Genomic DNA, 14,874 nt, shown 5'->3' on the forward strand with positions numbered 1-14,874 from the left:
GATCAGGCCTCCGCCTCATGCTGCTGCATCAGGGCGTTGACCTTGGCGAAGAGATCGGGCGCCTCGGCCTCCATGGTGGCGAGCTTGTCGCCATAGAACTTGCGGACGCCCGCCGGGGGCGCGCCATCGGTGAGGTCATTCTCGATCTGCTCGAACACCTTGACGTGCTTCGGATCGGCCTCCGCCGCGGGTGCTGACGCGGTGGTGGTCTGGGGCTGGCTCTTGGGCTGCTCCGCCGCCTTGGTCTCCTCGGCGGGCGCCGAGGTGTAATCGGTGCGCTCGCGCGGTTTCTGCGGCTCCTTGGCCTTGGGCGCGGGCTTGCGTTCCGGCTCTGGCTCTGGCTCGTCCTGTGCCTCCGGCGCGTCGGCCTCGCCTTCGACAAACTCGCCCTCGATGGTGGCGCCGCCGTCGGGGTTCATGGCGAAGCCCGCGTAATCGACCTGTGCGCCGCCATCATGGTCAATCTGAACCGCGTCGGAAAATTCGACAGAGAGGGGCAGGTATTTGGACAGGGCGCGGATGGCGGTCTTTTTCGCCATGGCGTCCTCGTGGGTCGCCCACGGGTTGCTGTCGAGCTTCCCGAACTTCTTGGCGCTCTGGTAGCCCTGCGAGCCGTCGCGGATCTTGACCACCTGCGCCCATGGCAGGACCACATAGGCGTGGCCGCCATCGGTGAACTTGGCGATGGCATAGGCGTGCAGCTTGTCGCCGTCCTGCGGGCCGGGACGGTGGCGCAGGCGCGCCTCGGTGCCCTCCTCATAATCCCATAGCTCGTCATCCGAGTAATGGATATTGGCCGAAATGCTGGTGATGTGGCCCGAGCGGCGGGCGAGGTCGATCAGCCCCTTGTAGCCGACGACAAGCTGCACCTGCGGAACCTTGTTCCAGCGTCCGGTCGCCTCGTCCTTCACGTTCTTGTCGAAGGGGATCAGGTAGGCATGGCCGAGCACGGTGTTGGGCTCCAGCCCAAGGGCCGCGCACTGCATCAGCGCGCCCAGAAACGACAGGGGCTCGCAGTCCTGCAGCTTGGGCGTGGTGCGGATCGCGTTGGCGGTCACGCGCATCAGGCGTTCGGGGTTCATGTGCCGGGCCGCGACGGCGGCAAGCTGGCTGCGCGCGTTCTCGTTGATCAGCAGGCCCTGCACGTTGGGAACCTGCCGGAGGTGCATCTTGGCGATGGAGGTGGACATTCAGACGTTCCTTGCTGTCATGGGGGTAAGGGGGCGCCCGGCCCCGGGGACCGGGGCGTGGATCAGACGGCGGACTTGACCGGCGTCAGGTCGAAGCCGGGGATCTTCTCGGCTTCCGGGTCGAAATCGCTGGCGCGGGCGCGGCGCTCTGCCAGCTTCACCAGCAGCTCCTGCAGCTCGGGCTCGTCGGCAAACTGCATGAAGGCGATGCGCAGGTTGGTAATCTTGGCGCGCCATGTGGTGCGCAGGCTCGCGGTGCGGGCGCCGCCGGTGGCGCTTTTCACATTCGCCTTGGACTTGGCGGCGCGGGCGGCGTCCTTCTGCAGCTCCTTGGCGCGCTTCTGCGCCGCCTCGGCATCAACCTCGCCCGAAATGTCGTTGCGGGCAGCGGCCTTTGCTGCGGCCTCCTCGGCTTCACGCGCGGCGGCTTCGGCCTCGGCCCGCTTGCGGGCGGCTTCGGCCTGCCGTTCGGCTTCGACCTTGGTCAGCCAGCGCGTCTGCATCGGCATGACGCGGTCGATGGCGAGCCGCATCTTGTCGAGGATCGGCGAATAGGCGGCCTGAACCTTCTTGCCCGCGTCGTCATGCGGTTTCTTGTCCGTCTTGCGGTCCTCGTCGACCGCCTTGCCGACCTTCTTGACGCCCGCGATGAAGTCGTTCAGCTCCGACGCCTGCTCGGGGTTGCCGATCTCCTTGAGATCCAGCCAATCGCCTGCGGCGTCCAGAAATTCTGCGGCCTTCTTCTGATGCGCCTCAAGGATCTCGGCGCGATAGGGGGGAGGGGAGTTATGTCCAATCGGTGCAAACTGTCCATCAGGCATAGCGCACTCCTTTCGTGGGTCTCATCGGGGTTGCAGCAAGGTCGAAGGCGACATGCGTTGCCGCCATGCGCTCATCGACGCGGTGGCGCTCGACCAGCGCCTCGAATTCTTCCACCGGCACCGGGCGCAGATGCGTCCAGATGCGGAAGGGGTCGATCCTGCGGCCCAGCTCCTCGGCCTCAAGCCGCTCGTCTGCGGTCAGCTCGCCGGTGGCGGGGTCGATCTCCTGCACCAGCCGAACCTCGACCGGCAGCAGGGGGCCGCCCCTGACGGCGCGCCGCACATAGAACCCGGCCTGCGGGTCCGCGTCGTGGCGCGCGGTGCGGGGGTCCATGAGCGCGAAGCGCCACCATTTCAGCGGGTCGCGGGTGGGCTGGCGGATCGGCATCAGCCTGCCAGCTCCTCGGGCGTCTTGAGATTGCCCTTCGCGGCCTCCTCCTCGCGCCAGCTCACAGCCTTCATGTGCGCCTGCATCGAGGTCTTGCCGCGAAAGTAGATCGGGAGCCGCCCGGGCCGGTCGATGAAGGCCAGATGCGGCTGCCCCTCCTGATCGGGCGTGAAGGTGGTGATGGGCAGGTCCAGCAGGGAAACCTTGGACATGGTCTGTCTCCTTCCGTCAGAACGGGCCCGGCGCCTGCAGCGCGCGGACGATTTCGGTGATGATGCCAAGCGCAGCGCCGCCCAGAGCCGCAGCACCGGCGATGGTGGCTGCGGTCTGGAGCCAGTCCATCAGCGCATCCCCCGACCGAGGCACACGCTGCAGGATCCGCCCGCGTCCTCGTTCTGCCAGCTCTGGGGCTCCTCGCCGGTGCCGCTGCAGTTCCGGCACAGATCGCCGGAGCAGCCGCCCGCGCCAAGATGACGGCGCGCGGCGGTGGTCAGCCGGTCGCGATAACTGCCGAGGCGGGCTGCCCGCGCGCGGTTGGCGGCAACCTTGGCCGCCGACTGAGCGAGCGCCTGCTCGGGCGTCAGAAGTCTCTGCTGAAAGTCGAAGGGATTCATTGGGGGCTCCTTCTCTGTCCGGTGGGCCGATGCCCTGCAGGGGCAGGAGATCGACAGGTGACAAGAAAGACGTAGCGAAAATCGCTACTACATGCAATGAAAAATGTAGCTTTAATCGCTACAATCCGAATGCAGTGCGACTCGGCCTTCGGATGTCTGCGCCTAGCTGAGCGCTGCGGACATGAAAAAGCCCGGCACGAGGGCCGGGGTTGGAGACTTGGTACGCAAAACCCCGCGGGGCGCGCGTTCCGAGTGTCAGGTGATGAAGAAATCGTCCGCCGTCAGCAAGGGCGCGTTCTCGAGATATGCAATGTCGAGCGCGGCGGAAGCCCCGGTGCCGTCTGCGTCATAGCGCAGCGTCGTGCCATCGAAAAGCAGACGGTGGTTGGCGGTCGTGGCCTCGGCGCCGAGATGGAAGGCGTCGGCATCGGGCGCGCCGCTGTCCATGTCGACCCGCGCGCCGCTGATCACGATGCGGTCCTCGCCGGGGGTGAAGTCGGTGATGACGTCGGCGTGTCGCGCGCCGAGTTCGTCGGCGAAGATGAAATCGTCCGCCCCGCCGCCGCCGGTCAGGGTGTCGTTCCCGGTACGCCCGCTGATGTTGTTGTCGGTGGAATTTCCGACCACCAGATTGTCGAGGTTATTGCCGAACGCGGTGAGGCCGCCCACCAGTTCACCGGTCTTGCCGACAACCTCCTGGAGGAAGATATCCTCGATCCCGAGCATCAGGCGATAGCTGTTGTGGGCCAGAACCGTGTCGTGGCCGTGCAGCGTTGCTTCGAGGAATTTCAGATTCGGCGATATCCCCGGCTCTGTAGCCGTATCCTGCGCGTGACGCAGGATGTAGGTGTCATCGCCATCGCCGCCTCTCAGCGTGTCGATACCATGACCACCGTCGAGTATGTTGTCAGCATCGCCGCCTACGATCAAATTTGAAAATCGGTTCCCCGTTCCGAAAATAGCCGACCCGGTTAGTGCCAGTCGTTCGATGGCCAGCCCACTAAAATCGAAGTCCACGGATGAGAAAACAACATCTCCTCCCAAAACGGGCAACCAAGCGGCTCTTTCAACGACCACATCGCCAGAATCGTCAACGTAATACACGTCGTCCTCGCGTCCGCCCATCATAAGGTCAGACCCCAACCCGCCGTCCAGCCTGTCTCCGCCTAGACCACCTTTCAAGGTGTCGCTTCCATTGCCGCCAAAGAGAAGATCGCGCTCTTCACCACGTCCGGAGGACAGAAAGTCTTCGCCGTCGTTACCAAAAAGCCAGTTGGTCTGACCGCTGAACCCTGTGATCGCATCATCGCCGCTGGTGCCTTGCCACTCATAGTATGAGTCGGACGGCAAGTCTGGTAACCGCAAGGTGACTGTAATCATGGGTGCTCTTCCTCAACTTCCACAAGTGATGCATCGCACAGGCTTCACCTTCCGTGTCTGTATCAAGAAACTATTTTCCATGTTTGTGCCCTCTGCCCAAGCTGATCCAACCCCGAAAAAAAGCTCACCGAAGCTAGAGGACCACCGTTGGAGTTAAATCTATTATAAATTTTTCGTATTTTTTCAGACATCTATCTACTCCTCAAATTCGAATACACCGTTTGTCTTGACAAGGCGCGATCCTTCAACGTCAGATCGGCTGTAGCACCGCGTTTCTGAGTTTCCATCAGTCAAGAACTGGCCTTGCGCTTTCTGAAGCACACAGGTGCCGCCAGGTTGGCTGTAGGTTACAAAAATAGTATTTTGTGGTGCTTCTAATCCATCCCAGCATTGCATCCCCAAAACGCGGTCGAGTGCAATGTCTGGAATTTCATACTGACTAGTTAGGCAAACCGTTTCCCATTCTTGGTCAATACCTAAGGTAATTTCGTCACCTAGGCGAACAATACCAGATCCCACCCAAAGGATAGAAATAGCAAAAAATGCAGTCGCAACGGTTGCTCCAGCAACGGTTAGTTTAAGCAACAACCTTGTTTCCTTCAAAAATGAAAACTTTCACCGCCAGTCCTCTGAAAGTTTAATCCGAGTTGTGGCCGAAGGTCCAGAGCCTGATCTGATTTCGTTGACCTGACGCAACAAGTCTGGCAACATTTTGACATATTAACATCACAGCATGATAAAGGGTTGGAAAAGAGCAGGCCAGTGAAAATCATCACAATCCTAATAGCATGAAAAAGTTTGCGATGTCTTTTTCTAGCTTATTTTCCGTAGGCTGGTCCTCTATATGTAGGCGCTTCTTAAATTCGTTCGATAGTTCCTACAGGAATTCGTCCTTCATAAAGCACTTCAGATTCGTGTAGTACGTTTCCACGAGCTTCAGCACCATACTCCGAGACGTGATGATGCCTGAGTCCTCCAGAAAATTCCAGCTTTTGACCGTCAAACTCGGCAATTAGCCCTGAAGGATTAGCGCCTCCAGTTGCAAACTCTTCAGCAATGCTGGGGTCTGTTGTTAGCCCAGCTGACGGAGACACTGTGAAAGGGATTTTGAACGACACCTAAATCGCTCTCGTCGTAAGGGCGTCCGCCACCATGCGTGCCAGCTGTTGCGCCTCGCTATTAGCATCTTTGGCGCCTTCGATGAAGCTTTGTCCGATTTCGGCGCGGGTTTCGATGTCTGAGGTGATACCTGTGATGATTCCGACAATCATTCCGACCGCGGCGCGCCGCGTCCTTATGAGTTCCAGTTCAAGCTGGATGACTTCCTCTTCGGGTGTCACACCGTCCTCGCAAGCTCCGCTGGCCAGTGTAGCCGCACGCGTGCGGCCCATCTCAGGCGCTTGTTCCACATCGTGTTGGCGCCGGGGTTCAGGGAAATCAGGTGAAAGAGGCCCGGCTCGTCGCCCGCCTTTACCTGCTTGACCCAGCCCATACCATCCTCGTCCTCGACCACGCAGCGGTGGCCGACCACATCGGCGGGGACGCCTTCATGAGTATGGCGGGTGTAAAACAGCAGATCGCCCGCGCTGAACACGGGCTCCATGCTGTCACCCTCGATCTGGACGGCGACCACACCGTGAGGCGACAAGCCGGGCGGACATTCGACCTGCGGCCCGGCACCCTTGGGGTAGACGTCGAAAACCGGCACCTGAGCCCCTGCGCCAACCTTGCCCGCGATGGCGATGGTGGGCGTCAGCGGTGCCTCGCCTGGGACGTCGAAGCCGGTGATTTCCGAGATTCGCAGCAGCTCTTCCGCCGAGATCGAGCGCTTCCCGAGCACCATCTTGTTGATGGTCGAGCGATCCACCTTCTTCTGCACGACCGCATCAAGCCGCTCTGCAAGCGCAGACTGGCTGAGCCCGGAATGCTCCAAGGCCTGAAGAAGCCACACGTTAAGCGGCGTGGAGATGGGCGTTCGCGTCAGCATGTCAGCGAACAGCATATCTGGGCTGGCGTTTAGCATCTGTAACGAAAATCGCTACATCGCGGCTTGCGATGTGTAGCTGAAATCGCTACGACTGCAGTATGGAACCTGCAAGCAGCATCATCACGGCCCTCGGCGGCCCGACTGCGGTGGCCGCAGCAATCGGCATCCACCGTACACGCGTCTCGATGTGGCAGGCGCCGCGTGAGCGCGGCGGCACGAACGGTCTGGTGCCTTACCGACATGTGCCCCGGCTCATGGAGCTCGCGCGGGAGAAGGGCGTGAAGCTCGCCCCTGCAGATTTCATGCCGCCGCTCGAAGGTGCTGCCTGAATTTTGGTCCTGTTCCATGCGCCCAAGATGGCGCGGTGCGGCTGCAACACCAACCGAAGACTGCCGGAGACTTTTCGGAATGAGGAACACCCCAAAGGAAACGATCCAGAGCGTCGTCGAGCGCGCCTATGAGGCTGCGGGGGGCATTCAGAGCGCTGCGGCTGACCTTGGGTTGGCCCAGTCCACGCTCTCCGAGCATACCGAGATCCCCAAGGGCAAGCGCGCGGGCGGGCTTGGCATCAACTATGTCGATACGCTGGCCCGGATCAACTCCGGCTCCGCTGCCGTCCTCGCCGAGCATTTCGCCGCGCTGGCTGGCGGGACGTTTCACGCGATCCGGTCGGACGACGAGCCGCGCGAGACATGGGAGCATGTCGCGGCGCTGGTGAAGGAGGCTGCCGAGGGCGTCTCTGCCCTGAACCTCCTGCCGCATGGCGGGAGCCGTCAGAACGCGCGGCAGGAATTGGTCGACATCGTGCGAGCGGCAGAGGCCGCGATCCGCGACATCGACCTGCTGCCCGACGCGACCGTCATTCCGCACAGGGGATGCATATGACCGGCCCCGCTCCATTCCCTTTTCCGACGAAGCGCCCGGCCGCGGGGATCAGCGGCTTTCCTGATCTGAGGCAACCATGAACGCACGCGCCGATTTCGAACACGACATGGAAGGGCAGGAGCCCGAGATGCAGCTCGACACGCTGTTCGGTGACTGCCGGGATGCGATGCTGCAGCGCATCCAGACCATGAAAACCAGTTGGCCGCTCTGCACCGAAGCCGAGCAGGCCGAAATCATCAACGGCCTCGAGCTTGCGGCCAAGAGCATCGTCCGCGCGGCGGTGCGCGAGGTGACGCGGCACGAGTTTGATCATGCCGTCGTCTCGCTGGGTGAGGTGAAGATCAAGGGCGAGAAGGGGATCGAGGCCAAGATCACCTGCGCCAACATTGAGCACAATCGCACCGTCCTTGGTGAGCATGTCGGCAGCATGGTCCAGATCGTGATGATCGACAGTGACGATTTCATGGGCGAGCGCACGCCAGCGGAGCCGGAGCCCGATCAGGGCGACTGGCTCAACGGGGCGGATGACGACGATGAAGGGCCGAGGGGTCTGCCGAGCCCGTCGGATTTTGAGTGATGGTCCAGTTCACCATCCCCGGCAAACCCTTCGCCAAGGAGCGGCCAAAAGCGGTCGCGGTCGCGGGGCGCGCCCGTGTCTACACGCCCGCCGCGACCGTCAGCTTTGAAAGCAAGGTTACGCAGATCGCGCGGCCTGCATTTTCGGTTCCTTTCGAGGGGCCGGTCCTGCTGCGTGTGGTTGCGGTCTTCGAGATACCGAAGTCGTGGACCAAGGCGCGCAAGGCCGGTGCTGACGGCGCCTATCACATCCAGAAGCCCGACGCCGACAACCTGCTAAAGGCGATCAAGGACGGTCTGAACCGCATCGCGTGGGCAGACGACTGCCAGGTCGCGGATGAGCGCTGCGTGAAACGTTGGGGGGCTCGGGCGGAGACCTTTGTGCGCGTCGAGCAGCTTGCCAACAGCTGCCAGCCCGCAAGCTAGGGTGGAGGGCAGAGATATGAACGCTCCCTCCGCCAAAAGCCTGTTCCGGGCCACCAAGCCGAAGCGGGCTGTCCACCCTGCGCAGGTGCTGATCGGCGGCCTGCCGGAGCAGCGCAGGCCCGACGCGGCGCGTGACCCGCTCGACTATGACCCGACACCGCCGGATGCGACCAGGGCATTCCTGGCGCGCGAGTTGTCGGCGATCAGAAGTCACGGTCGCACCGTCTGGGAAAATGCCGTGGGCGGCGGGCATATGGCTGGCGAGCTGAAGCGGGCGGGCTTTGATGTCGTCGGCTCGGATGTTGTCGACCGGGGTTATCCCGGCACGATCCTGCGCAGCTTTTATGATTTCGACACCGCCCCCGCGCCGGTCATCATCAGCAACCCGCCTTACAACCAGATCAACGCGCGGGACGGGCATGGCCGCTGGCTGTCCCACAGCCTCGCGCTGGGGGCTGGATATGTGGCCTATCTGCTGAACGCGGACTGGGCGGCGGCGCGGATCAACGGCTTTGACGCGCTGCTTGAGGAGAATCCGCCGTCCATCGAATACCTGTGCTGCTGGAAGATCGACTTTCGCGGCGGCGGCTCGCCGCCCCAGCGCAATTCTTGGTTCGTCTGGGACCGGAACCGGCCTGCGCCTGATCGCGGGACATGGATCCGCAGCCGTCTTTACCGGGATGCTGGCAACGGACAGGGGGTGCTGCTGTGAGCCCGCTTGTGCTGCATCATGCGCTTCGCGCCGATGTGCCGACCGCGCCCCGGTTCGTGCTCGTCGTCATGGCGCTGCACGCGGACCACAACGCCCGCTGTGCGCTGTCCCTGCGCGAGCTGGGCGAGATGGCGGGGCTGTCGCCTCAGGGCGTGTCCGACGCGCTGCGGCGCCTGCAGGACGCGGGCCATGTCATCCTGCGGTCCAAGGGGGCAGGGGCCCGGGCCAGCGTTTATGAGCTCGCCCCGCCGTCGCAGCCACCCCCTGTGCCGGGGCCGGTCCTGCTGGAGACCGACGAGCCAGTGCCCGCGCCGACACGGATGGAGAGCCGCCCCGCACCCGCGCCGCCCGATCCGCCCCCGGTCGCCCCCGATCCCGGTGCGCTCACCTCCCGGCACGTCCGTGCCGTCCTTGAGGCTGCCCGCGTCGATACCTCGGGCGAGCCGGAACTCTACTGGTCCCGGCACGATCACCTCCGCGATCTGCAGGACATCCTGAACCGCCACGGCCTGACCGTTTCCGCCGCCTGCGCCGCTTTGCGGGCGGCACCCGGGTCTGGCCGTATCCGCCGCCTGACCGCCCTCGAGGCGGCCCTGAAGAAAGGCAGAGCATGACTGATCAGAAAGGCAGCATCACCCGCGAGGGTGGCTTTGTGGTGATCCGCATTCCCGAGGACGAGGTGCATGGCCTCGTCGTCTCGCTCGAGCCGTGCCCGTGCAGGGCTTCCAAGTCGACCTCGGGCGTCAACCTGCGCGCACGCATCGCCAAAGGCCTGACCTATGCGATGGCCCGGAGGGGATCATGACGCAGCAGGAGACCGCCAACGAGACCCTGAACGGCTGGGTCTGCAGCTACCGGAAGATGTGGAAGCACCCGATCTTTCAGGGCAGCGCGCAGCGGGTCGGTGTGTGGACCTGGATGCTGCACATGGCCGCGTGGAAGCCCGTCCGCTTCGTGGTGGCCGGTGACGTGGTGACGCTGGAGCGTGGGCAGCTCTGCGTCTCGCAGCGGCAGATGGAGGAGGCGACGGGCATGGGGCGGCAGGCGCTGCGCACCTTTCTCGACGCCCTCGAACAGGCTGGCGCAATCACCCGAACTCCAACCCACCAAGTAACCCAAGGATCAACCCAAGGTGCAACCCAACCCCCAACCCAAGGCAAAACCAAGCGGGCAACCCAAGCAAGGACTACGATAACCATCTGTAAATACGACGAATATCAGAACAGGCCGGGCGACCCAACCCAAAGCGCAACCCAAGAGCCAACCCAAGGAGAAACCCAGCCCCAACCCGCGCAGCAACCCACCGACCAACCCACTAAAGAACAAGATCTAACAAATACTCCTCCTTCGGAGGGCGCTGACGCGCCGCCGCCGGAGGCCTGCCAGCCGGTCGAGATTTCGGTGGTGACCACCGCCGTCTGGCGCGTCGGCAAGCAGTTCCTCGCCTCGAAGGGCGTGAAGAACCCCGGCAGCATCATCGGGCGCTGGTTCAAGACCTCGCAGGCCATCGCGATCCTGCAGGCGCTGGAGCAGGCCCAGCGGGCCGGAACCGAAGACCCCATCCCCTACATCACCGCCGTCCTTGACGGCAAAGAGCCGAAAGGAATCCGCCATGACCGATCAGAGCAACGCCGTCGCGAAGATGCCGCAACCCGCGAGCTCATCCGCCGTGTCGGTGAAGGAACAATCTATCGAGGCCCTGACCCGAGCGATCCATTCGCCGGGGGATGAGGCGTTCACGATGGACCGCGCCCGCCGCTGCCTGAAGCTCTATTTTGAGCCCGACATGACCGCCGAGGACCGGGTGGCAATCCTCGAGGCTTTTGCCCGTGCCCTGCGTGATTTCCCCCGCTGGGCCGTGTCGCGGGCCTTCGACGGCTGGGAGCGGGAACAGCGCCGCAGGCCCTCCCCGGGCGACATCGTGGCGCTGACCCGCGCAGCGCTGCAGCCGGTGCGGGATGAGCTCGCTGAGCGTCAGAAGGATCTACAGCCGCCCGAGCCGCCCCGCGTCCGGTCGGAGGCTGAAAAGGCCGCCGCCAACGAGGTGCTGCGCCGGGCAGGCTTCACGCCGCGCCGCATGGAGGTGCTGCCCCGCAAAGCCGAGGGCGGCGCCCCCGAACAGGCCGAAGCGCACGCTCCCCGTCCCACCCACACGTTCCGCACGCTCGACAGCGTGGGGCTGGAGGTGTTGCGCGCGGCCCGCAACGCCAACCCGCTGGTGCAGGCCGCCAGAGCAGATGCCGCACGGGCCGATGGCCCCGGCGAATAACGAGAAGAGGCAGGTATGATCGAAGCTCTCCACAAGACCGAGGCCAAGGGGGTGGCGGCGCTCGCCCTCTACTGGCTGTCCGACCAGGCAGATGCAGAGGCGCAGGTGAGGGCCAGCACGACGCAGATCGTGGCCGCCACCAAGACGACCAAGCGCAACGCCCTCGCGGCGCTGCAGGCGCTTGTCGAGCTGGGGGAGATCGAGGTGGTCGAACAGGGAAGGGGGCGCAAGCCCCACCTCTACCGCGTGCTCAACCGCATCACCGCTGGCCTTGGGCAGGCGCGGGCGCAGACCATCCGTGCCAAGCCCGCGCCCCGGCAAAAGCTGGAGGAGGCGCGGGTATCGGTGCTGAAAAGCCACCGTAAACCTACCACATCTGGTATTCGTTCGGCATTTCGCTCCACCATCTCGGGGGTTGATGACCTTCTGACGTGGTGCCGATCCGCCCAGGAAGGCGCCATTTCCATTTACCATGTCGGCCAGATCGGGTATGATCGAACCCGAAACGCCGACCTCAACGCGGTGGTCGAAACGGTCCAGCTTTTCGCCGAGACCGGCTATCTCCTGCCCTCGCAGCAGGTGATGCCTTTGCCCGGCGGTCGGCAGATCGTCTACACCGTCTCGCGCACCTCTGGGGGCTACGCGCCGCGCAACGTGCTGGCCGGGCGGATCACGGCCCGGGATTTCGGCGCCCTGCGGATCATCCAGCACCGCGCCGCCGACCTCTCCGCCACCCGCGCCCTGAGAGACGGGCTCGGGATCTCGGAAGCCGCTGCGGCGAATGTCCTGCGCAGCCTCACCGGGCGCAAGATGCTGGAGCGGGGCCATGGCGGCGGCTGGGTGCTTACCGACCAAGCCCGCCAGCTGGTGCTGTGATGGCGGTGGTGGCGGCGGAGTTTCGCGGGGCCTACCTGCATTTCTCGACCCGTGTGGCCGAGCGCATCGGACCGGACTTCTCCGCGCCGCTGCTCTGGACCACGGCCATTGCCTGCATCACCACGGGCTGCAGCTCCTTTGCCTTCTGCACCCGGCTGTCCCGCAAGGGGCGGCGCCTCTGGCTTACCACCATCGACGGGCGCCCGGTCTTTGTCGTCTTCGATCATCGCGACAACATCCCGATCACCGTCATCACCGATGCCACCGGCCATGTAAGAGCCGACAGGCGCAAGGGCACCGTCGCCCTACGGAGGTTCCTCCATGGCTGATCGGGATGCAAAGGGCCGCTGGCTTGTAGGCCATGGCGAACCCGGCCCGGGGCGCAAGTGCGCGTATGACGAAAGCTGGATGCCGGAGCAGGCCTTCCGCCTCACCCTCCTCGGGCTCAACGACGAACAACTGGCTTCGGCCTTCGGGATCCACCCCGACACGTTCTACGACTGGAAGCGGCGCCACACCGCTTTCTCCGAGGCCATTCTTGCCGGTGGCGAACGCGCCGATGCCGATGTGGCGCACGCGCTCTATCACCGTGCCAAGGGCGTCACCGTCGTCAGCGAAAAGGCCTTCAAGAACAAGGAGGGCGAGGTGGTGGTGGCCCAGACCAAGACGCAGCTGCCCGCCGATGTGCGCGCCGCTGAGATCTGGCTGCGCAACCGGCAGCGCAAGCGGTGGCGGAAAGAGGACGAAGCGACGCCGCCGGGCACCATCGAGGATCCGGACGCCGTGACGGATGCCCGCGACCTCGAGGACCGGAAGCTGGCCGCGCGCATCGCCGAGCTGGAGCGGCGGCGGGCGCATGGCATGGGCGACAAATGACCGATCCGCAGCGTGACCCGCCGGGCGCCCCCCATGCTGCGCAGGAAGAGGGAGAACGAGCCATGCACTATCAGCGCCTGTCCAGCCTGCGCCCGGTGATGGGCGAGCGGCTGCGCCACCTGCGCGGCGGCCTCTATGTCTATGCGGGCATCACCTCTCAGGGCACGCATTACGCACAGGCCGGGGACGGTCGGCTTCATGCCCTGACCGAGGGTGCCTTCTGGGCGCGTGACGCGGATGGCGCCCACGCGGAGCTCCTTGAATGGCTCAGTCTGTCGCCGGTGCCGGTTATCCCGGTGCCCGTCGCTGTCATGGGGGAGTGAGCCCAGTTGCCGGACGGCGCGGATCTTGAATACCTCGCACTGCTCGAGGAGGAGGACAGGCGGGCCTCGCAGAAGTCGTTCCTGCGCTACTACATGCGCATGACGGGCTTCGAGCCCCCCGCGCATGTCAAACTCGCCTGCCGCCTTGCGCAGCGCATCGAGGAGGATGTGGTGGACCGGGCCATGGTGTTCATGCCGCCACGGCACGTCAAGACGACGCTGTTCAGTCACCTGTTTCCGTCATGGGTCATCGGTCGGCACCCGCAATCCCCGGTCATGGGCGTGGCCCATACCGACCGCTACGCGAAAAAGATCGGCAGCAAGGTGCGCGGCTACATGCGCAACCCGGCTTGGCCATGGCCCGAGGTTTCGCTGTCCAGCGACACCGCAGCCAAGGAGGCTTTCGCCACCGCACAGGGCGGGGAATACAACGCCTTCGGCATGTTCGGCGGCAACCAGCACGGCAACCCGGCTGAGTGGCTGATCATGGACGACATCATCAAGGGCCGGAAGATCGCCATGAGCCCGCACATGCGGGACGAGGCATGGGAGACCTATCGCACCGACCTGCTGTCCCGCCTGCAGGGCCGCCGCAAGCAGCTGATGATTTTCACGCGCTGGCACATGGATGATCCGGCGGGACGGATCCTGCCCATCGATTTCGACGGGCGCACCGGCTGGTATCGCGACCGGGAGACGGGCGAGAAATGGTTCGTGCTGTCCCTGCCTGCCGTGGCCGAGCGGGACGATGACCCGCTGGGACGCGAGATCGGGGACTGGCTGTGGCCCGAGGCCTTTGGCGAGAAGGAGCTGGGCGGCATCCGCAAGCGCGGCGGCTGGGTCTGGTCCGCGCTCTTCCAACAGCACCCGAGCCCCGAGGAAGGGCTCATGTTCACCGCAGAGCACCTCGCCGCCCGCTTCAACCCCGGCACGCTCGACCGCACGTCGCTGCAGATCTACATCAGCTCGGACTATGCGACCACCGACGAGGCCGGGGCGCCCGATCCGGATTACACCGTGCATATGGTCTGGGGCGTCGATCCGGACTGGAACATCTACCTGCTGGACGGCTGGCGCGGGCGCCGCGAGGCCGACAAGTGGGTGCGGGAGTTCCTGCGGCTGGTGAAGAAGTGGAAGCCGATCCGCGCCGTGGAAGAACAGGGCCAGATCATCAAGTCCGTCGGCCCCTTCCTCAAGATGATGATGCGCCAGCAGCGCGTGTTCGTGCAGCGCACGCAGATCACCTCCTCGACCTCGAAGGAGCAGCGCGCGCACTCTCTGCTTGGCATGGCGTCAATGGGGAAGATGTATCTGCCGCAGCGGGACAAAATCTCGGGCGAGTTCCTGAGTTTCGTGGACGCTTTCGAACAGGAGCTGATGCAGTTCCCCACCGGACGGCATGACGACACGGTTGACGCCGCGACGCTGCTTGGCCGGTTCCTGGACCGCATGATCGAGGGCAGGCGTCCAGAGGGCAAAGTCTCGCCGCACGGCGATACCCTCGACGATCTATGGTCCCGGCATGACGAGGAACGCCCCGAGGACTGGTAA

General features: G+C 64.2%; 23 protein-coding genes. 14 read left to right on the forward strand and 9 right to left on the reverse strand.

Annotated elements, in window-relative coordinates:
- Window positions 1-2 precede the first annotated feature (2 nt).
- From BLR51_RS11315 to BLR51_RS11350, 9 genes are all read right to left on the reverse strand, one after another.
- Entirely contained in the window at window positions 3-1,190 is a 1,188-nt protein-coding gene (locus BLR51_RS11315; protein ID WP_089846957.1) for a recombinase RecT, read from the reverse strand.
- A 62-nt stretch (window positions 1,191-1,252) separates the two neighbouring features.
- Window positions 1,253-2,011 (reverse strand): hypothetical protein, encoded by a 759-nt coding sequence (locus BLR51_RS11320; protein ID WP_089846959.1) that lies wholly within the window; start codon window positions 2,009-2,011, stop codon window positions 1,253-1,255.
- Window positions 2,004-2,399 (reverse strand): hypothetical protein, encoded by a 396-nt coding sequence (locus tag BLR51_RS11325; RefSeq protein WP_089846960.1) that lies wholly within the window; start codon window positions 2,397-2,399, stop codon window positions 2,004-2,006. Before BLR51_RS11325 ends, BLR51_RS11320 begins: the two co-directional genes overlap by 8 nt.
- Window positions 2,399-2,611 (reverse strand): hypothetical protein, encoded by a 213-nt coding sequence (locus BLR51_RS11330; protein ID WP_089846962.1) that lies wholly within the window; start codon window positions 2,609-2,611, stop codon window positions 2,399-2,401. The genes BLR51_RS11325 and BLR51_RS11330 overlap by 1 nt, the downstream gene beginning before the upstream one ends.
- A gap of 129 nt (window positions 2,612-2,740) precedes the next feature.
- Window positions 2,741-3,013 (reverse strand): hypothetical protein, encoded by a 273-nt coding sequence (locus BLR51_RS11335; RefSeq protein ID WP_089846964.1) that lies wholly within the window; start codon window positions 3,011-3,013, stop codon window positions 2,741-2,743.
- A 255-nt stretch (window positions 3,014-3,268) separates the two neighbouring features.
- Window positions 3,269-4,393 (reverse strand): M10 family metallopeptidase C-terminal domain-containing protein, encoded by a 1,125-nt coding sequence (locus BLR51_RS27155; RefSeq protein WP_110506207.1) that lies wholly within the window; start codon window positions 4,391-4,393, stop codon window positions 3,269-3,271.
- Between the two features lie 195 nt (window positions 4,394-4,588).
- On the reverse strand, window positions 4,589-4,978 hold the full coding sequence (locus tag BLR51_RS27395; protein ID WP_131821811.1) for a hypothetical protein: 390 nt from the start codon (window positions 4,976-4,978) through the stop codon (window positions 4,589-4,591).
- Window positions 4,979-5,511: 533 nt separating this feature from the next.
- Window positions 5,512-5,733, reverse strand: a complete 222-nt coding sequence (locus BLR51_RS11345) for a hypothetical protein (protein ID WP_089846967.1) — start codon at window positions 5,731-5,733, stop codon at window positions 5,512-5,514.
- The gene (locus BLR51_RS11350; protein ID WP_242656715.1) at window positions 5,730-6,380 is read right to left on the reverse strand and encodes an XRE family transcriptional regulator; all 651 of its coding nucleotides are present in this window, start codon (window positions 6,378-6,380) and stop codon (window positions 5,730-5,732) included. Before BLR51_RS11350 ends, BLR51_RS11345 begins: the two co-directional genes overlap by 4 nt.
- 98 nt (window positions 6,381-6,478) lie before the next feature.
- On the opposite strand from BLR51_RS11350, the gene BLR51_RS11355 reads away from it, so the two are divergent.
- From BLR51_RS11355 to BLR51_RS11420, 14 genes are all read left to right on the forward strand, one after another.
- Window positions 6,479-6,709 (forward strand): hypothetical protein, encoded by a 231-nt coding sequence (locus BLR51_RS11355; RefSeq protein WP_089846970.1) that lies wholly within the window; start codon window positions 6,479-6,481, stop codon window positions 6,707-6,709.
- A 79-nt stretch (window positions 6,710-6,788) separates the two neighbouring features.
- Window positions 6,789-7,265: a hypothetical protein gene (locus BLR51_RS11360; RefSeq protein WP_089846972.1), complete on the forward strand. Its 477-nt coding sequence runs from the start codon at window positions 6,789-6,791 to the stop codon at window positions 7,263-7,265.
- A gap of 76 nt (window positions 7,266-7,341) precedes the next feature.
- Window positions 7,342-7,842 carry a hypothetical protein gene (locus BLR51_RS11365; RefSeq protein WP_089846974.1) on the forward strand — a complete coding sequence of 167 codons (501 nt, stop codon included), beginning with the start codon at window positions 7,342-7,344 and terminating at the stop codon, window positions 7,840-7,842.
- Entirely contained in the window at window positions 7,842-8,267 is a 426-nt protein-coding gene (locus tag BLR51_RS11370; protein WP_089846976.1) for a RusA family crossover junction endodeoxyribonuclease, read from the forward strand. Before BLR51_RS11365 ends, BLR51_RS11370 begins: the two co-directional genes overlap by 1 nt.
- A gap of 16 nt (window positions 8,268-8,283) precedes the next feature.
- The gene (locus BLR51_RS11375) at window positions 8,284-8,979 is read left to right on the forward strand and encodes a hypothetical protein (protein WP_089846978.1); all 696 of its coding nucleotides are present in this window, start codon (window positions 8,284-8,286) and stop codon (window positions 8,977-8,979) included.
- Window positions 8,976-9,593, forward strand: coding sequence for a MarR family transcriptional regulator (locus tag BLR51_RS11380; RefSeq protein WP_089846980.1), 618 nt, complete (start codon window positions 8,976-8,978; stop codon window positions 9,591-9,593). Before BLR51_RS11375 ends, BLR51_RS11380 begins: the two co-directional genes overlap by 4 nt.
- The gene (locus tag BLR51_RS11385; RefSeq protein ID WP_089846982.1) at window positions 9,590-9,784 is read left to right on the forward strand and encodes a hypothetical protein; all 195 of its coding nucleotides are present in this window, start codon (window positions 9,590-9,592) and stop codon (window positions 9,782-9,784) included. Before BLR51_RS11380 ends, BLR51_RS11385 begins: the two co-directional genes overlap by 4 nt.
- Complete coding sequence (locus BLR51_RS11390) at window positions 9,781-10,710, forward strand: hypothetical protein (RefSeq protein WP_089846984.1); 930 nt, start codon at window positions 9,781-9,783, stop codon at window positions 10,708-10,710. The genes BLR51_RS11385 and BLR51_RS11390 overlap by 4 nt, the downstream gene beginning before the upstream one ends.
- A gap of 10 nt (window positions 10,711-10,720) precedes the next feature.
- Window positions 10,721-11,248, forward strand: coding sequence for a hypothetical protein (locus BLR51_RS11395; protein WP_089846986.1), 528 nt, complete (start codon window positions 10,721-10,723; stop codon window positions 11,246-11,248).
- Window positions 11,249-11,263: 15 nt separating this feature from the next.
- Window positions 11,264-12,124, forward strand: a complete 861-nt coding sequence (locus BLR51_RS11400) for a hypothetical protein (RefSeq protein WP_089846988.1) — start codon at window positions 11,264-11,266, stop codon at window positions 12,122-12,124.
- Entirely contained in the window at window positions 12,124-12,453 is a 330-nt protein-coding gene (locus BLR51_RS11405) for a hypothetical protein (RefSeq protein ID WP_089846990.1), read from the forward strand. Before BLR51_RS11400 ends, BLR51_RS11405 begins: the two co-directional genes overlap by 1 nt.
- Complete coding sequence (locus BLR51_RS11410; RefSeq protein WP_089846992.1) at window positions 12,446-13,000, forward strand: hypothetical protein; 555 nt, start codon at window positions 12,446-12,448, stop codon at window positions 12,998-13,000. The genes BLR51_RS11405 and BLR51_RS11410 overlap by 8 nt, the downstream gene beginning before the upstream one ends.
- 62 nt (window positions 13,001-13,062) lie before the next feature.
- A complete protein-coding gene (locus BLR51_RS11415; RefSeq protein WP_089846994.1) occupies window positions 13,063-13,323 on the forward strand; it encodes a hypothetical protein in 261 nt (86 codons plus the stop codon).
- Window positions 13,324-13,329: 6 nt separating this feature from the next.
- Window positions 13,330-14,874 carry a phage terminase large subunit family protein gene (locus BLR51_RS11420; protein WP_089846996.1) on the forward strand — a complete coding sequence of 515 codons (1,545 nt, stop codon included), beginning with the start codon at window positions 13,330-13,332 and terminating at the stop codon, window positions 14,872-14,874.

It is taken from the genome of Salipiger marinus, from assembly GCF_900100085.1.
GTDB lineage: Bacteria > Pseudomonadota > Alphaproteobacteria > Rhodobacterales > Rhodobacteraceae > Salipiger > Salipiger marinus.